This window comes from Coleofasciculus sp. H7-2, from assembly GCF_042747725.1.
GTDB lineage: Bacteria > Cyanobacteriota > Cyanobacteriia > Cyanobacteriales > FACHB-T130 > FACHB-T130.
Genome location: NZ_JBHZGO010000104.1, coordinates 1 through 3,260, shown reverse-complemented (window position 1 = coordinate 3,260; position 3,260 = coordinate 1). Strand labels below are relative to the sequence as shown.

The 3,260-nt window shown below is 52.9% G+C and carries 2 rRNA genes; both read right to left on the bottom strand.

Annotated elements, in window-relative coordinates:
- Positions 1-9: 9 nt before the first annotated feature.
- A 5S ribosomal RNA gene (gene rrf / locus ACFW2W_RS22075) occupies positions 10-126 on the bottom strand.
- A gap of 48 nt (positions 127-174) precedes the next feature.
- Positions 175-3,128 (bottom strand): 23S ribosomal RNA (locus ACFW2W_RS22070).
- Between the last annotated feature and the right edge of the window lie 132 nt (positions 3,129-3,260).

The following is a 3,260-nucleotide window of genomic DNA, read 5'->3' as shown; positions in this document are numbered from 1 at the left end:
AAAATAAGATCCTCGCACCGGCCTACTTTTGCAGGGAGCTACCCCCCAACTATCATCGGCGCTGGCGTGCTTAACTTCCGAGTTCGGGATGGGGTCGGGTGGGTCCACGCCGCTAAGAGCACGAAGAATAAAATAAAAGACAAGCAAATAGGAGATGAGCTATAAGTCCAGCTAAAGGTTAAGTCCTCGACCGATTAGTACTGGTCAGCTAAACACCTCGCGGTGCGTACACTCCCAGCCTATCTCCCGGTGGTCTTCCGGGGGTCTTACTCCCACAAGGGGATGGGAAATCTCATCTTGGAGTCGGCTTCGCGCTTAGATGCTTTCAGCGCTTATCCGTTCCGCACATAGCTACTCAACATATGCCCTTGGTAGACAATTGAGAAACGAGCGGTGCGTCCATTCCGGTCCTCTCGTACTAGGAACAGCTCTCCTCAAATTTCCTGCGCCCACAGCGGATAGAGACCGAACTGTCTCACGACGTTCTGAACCCAGCTCGCGTGCCATTTTAACCGGCGAACAGCCGGACCCTTGGGACCTTCTCCAGCCCCAGGATATGACGAGCCGACATCGAGGTGCCAAACACCGCCGCCGATATGAACTCTCGGGCGGTATCAGCCTGTTATCCCCGGGGTAACTTTTATCCGTTGATCGATGGCCCTTCCACAAGGTACCACCGGTTCACTAGAACCGACTTTCGTCCCTGCTCGACATGTACGTCTCGCAGTCAAGCTCCCTTATACTCTTACGCTCTGCGCACGATTTCCGACCGTGCTGAGGGAACCTTTGTGCGCCTCCGTTACTCTTTGGGAGGCGACCGCCCCAGTCAAACTACCCACCTAACACTGTCCCTCACCCAGTTAATGGGCGCAGGTTAGACGTCCGAACCAGTCAGGGTGGTATTTCACTGATGACTCCACACAAGCTAGCGCCCATGCTTCAACGTCTCCCACCTATCCTACACAGACCAGTCCTAACGCCAATATCAAGCTATAGTAAAGCTCCACGGGGTCTTTTCGTCCTGCTGCGGGTAGGCCGCATCTATACGGCCAGTTCAATTTCACCGAGTCTCTCTCCGAGACAGCGCTCCAGTCGTTACACCATTCGTGCAGGTCAGAACTTACCTGACAAGGAATTTCGCTACCTTAGGACGGTTATAGTTACCGCCGCCGTTCACCGGGGCTTCATTTCGCAGCTCTCACCGCTCCACTTAACCTTCCGGCACCGGGCAGGTGTCACACCCTATACGTCCCCTACTCGGGTTTGCAGAGTGCTGTGATTGTGGTAAACAGTCGCTAGAGCCGATTTACTGTGCCTGCTTCCCGCAAAGCCTAAACCTCACGGTACACGCAGGACCCCTTCTCCCGAAGTTACGGGGCCATTTTGCAGAGTTCCTTAGAGAGAGTTCTCTCGCGCGCCTTAGTGCTTTTACACTCGCCCACCTGTGTCGGTTATCGGTACGGGCGCTCTTGCTTCATCGTTTAGAGGTTTTTCTTGGCACCGTGGATTCAACCAGTTATCAGCTCCGTAGAGCCTTCCCGAATAACGTCACTCTAACGTCAGGCGGATTTTCCTATCCCAACAAGCTTCGTTACCCGCCGGGCATAGCCATAGCTCCGGTTGGCCTATCCTAATGCGTCACCCCATCACTCCACAAAAGCGGGACGGGAATATTAACCCGTTGTCCATCGACTACGCCTTTCGGCCTCGCCTTAGGCCCCGCCTAACCCTGGAAGGACGACCCTTGTCCAGGAAACCTTAGGCTTTCGGCGGAAGGGATTCTCACCCTTCTTATCGTTACTCATTCCTGCATTCGCACTTCCGATACCTCCACATGTCCTTCCGGTCATGCTTCAACGGCCTACGGAACGCTCCCCTACCCACATCAACATAGTTGACATGCCGCAGCTTCGGTGCAAGGCTTAGCCCCGATCATCTTCGGCGCAAAAACACTCGACTAGTGAGCTATTACGCACTCTTTAAAGGAATGGCTGCTTCTAAGCCAACCTCCTAGCTGTCTTAGCGTTTCTACATCCTTCTCCACTTAGCCTTGACTTGGGGACCTTAACTGGCGGTCTGGGTTGTTTTCCTCTTGTCTGCGAAAGTTAGCTCACGCAGACTGACTCCCGGGGTATGGACCATCGGTCTTCAGAGTTTGACAGGGTTTGGTAAGCTGGTAAGCCCCCTAGCCCAATCAGTGCTTTACAGCCGATGGTAAACCCCCGAGGCTAGCCCTAAAGCTATTTCGGGGAGAACCAGCTATCTCCAGATTCGGTTAGCTTTTCACTCCTAAACACAGCTCATCCCAAAAGTTTTAAACCTTAACGGGTTCGGACCTCCACTTCCTGTTACGGAAGCTTCATCCTGGCCATGCCTAGCTCATCTGGTTTCGGGTCTACTACATGCACCTTGTCGCGCTATTCACACTCGCTTTCGCTTCGCCTCCGGCTATCGCCTTAAACTTGGTACATACAGTAAGTCGCAGGATCATGCTTCAAGAGGCACGCCACCATCCCGGAGGTATCATCTTCGTAAAAAGATAATGCTCCATGGGACTGTGACTGCTTGTAAGCACACGGTTTCAGGTACTATTTCACTCCCCTCACGGGGTGCTTTTCACCTTTCCCTCACGGTACTGGTTCGCTATCGGTCAGTCGGAATATTTAGCCTTACGGGGTGGTCCCCGTAGATTCACTCAGGATTCCACGTGGCCTGAGTTACTCAGGTGCCAGCTAAGCTTCCGTGCTTTTCGCCTACGGGATTTTCACCCACTCTGATGCGCCTTTCCAGTACGCTTCGGCTAAACACTCGAGTCTACAATGCTGGTCCTACAACCCCTCGCCCCGTAGGACAAGGTTTGGGCTGTTCCCGTTTCGTTCGCCACTACTCAGGGAATCGAGGTTTCTTTCTTTTCCTCTAGGTACTTAGATGTTTCAGTTCCCTAGGTTCCCTCCTCATACCCTATGTATTCAGGTATGGGTACTAGCGGTTCGCGCTAGTGGGTTTCCCCATTCGGATATCCCCGGATCAATGTTTGCTTCCAACTCCCCGAGGCTTTTCGCAGGTAGCCACGTCCTTCTTCGGTTCGACTGCCAAGGCATCCACCGTGTGCCCTTAGTAACTTAACCCTTTGGTTATTTACTAAAAACGCGCATCGTAAAAATGTTCGCCTAAGCCAGTTCCCTGACCTAAACCTCCATCCCTACTTATCGCTTCTAGATGCTCTTACTCTCCTATTTACTTGTCATTGTGCTCGCCGC